Raw genomic sequence first — 636 nt, 5'->3', positions numbered from 1 at the left:
CTTTGCCCAATCCATTCATAAATTCAGGAATTTTTTTACCTCCGAACAAAATCAAAATAACCAAAACAATAATGGGTATTTCCCAACCGTTTAAATTAAAAAGTAATGGGTTCATAAATCTGCTGTTTTAAAACTGTTTAGTTTGTTAAATCTTATAACACACAAAAATAGAATTAATTCTTTAGATGTACAATGAAATTAAGATAAAGTTTAAAAAAAGAGAGCGAAACATTTTTACTTGATTATTAAATCGATAAAGACAGGAAGGTGATCGCTGAAACCGCCTTTATAAACAGGGCCCATGTAGGTACGGTAAGGGCGTTTTTTTCCTTTTTTATCTTCCTCCAACAAAAAATCGGCTTTAAAAACCGTTGCTTCGTTGTTTTTCAAAAAAACAGAAGCATTCTTCGATAACAAATTCCCGCTCACGATAAACTGATCCAATACCTCCCATTGCCCCCGGAATTTATACGTGCCAAAACCGGTTTCCTTTATTCGATGATAAAACAGATTGTAAAGCTCCCTCTCGTTTGGTTCATCACTCAACATTTGCGCTTCAAGTACGCATGAAAGACTTTTATCGTTGGGATGATCATTAAAATCGCCCATAATCACGATATGGGCTTGCCCGCGACA

The 636-nt window shown here is 35.2% G+C and carries 2 protein-coding genes; both read right to left on the bottom strand.

Annotation, left to right across the window (positions count from 1 at the left end; all coding sequences use genetic code 11):
- Positions 1–115, bottom strand: a 115-nt coding sequence (locus tag C3E90_RS13575; RefSeq protein ID WP_442870559.1) for a twin-arginine translocase TatA/TatE family subunit, incomplete at its 3' end; no start/stop codon positions are given.
- Between the two features lie 119 nt (positions 116–234).
- A partial coding sequence (locus C3E90_RS04465; protein ID WP_236914467.1) for an endonuclease/exonuclease/phosphatase family protein occupies positions 235–636 on the bottom strand: 402 nt, incomplete at its 5' end.

The sequence above is a fragment of the Clostridium sp. Cult2 genome (assembly GCF_021655075.1).
Classification (GTDB): domain Bacteria; phylum Bacillota; class Clostridia; order Tissierellales; family Tepidimicrobiaceae; genus Schnuerera.
The sequence above is the reverse complement of the archived record's forward strand: the minus strand, read 5'-3'. Positions and strand labels throughout refer to the sequence as shown.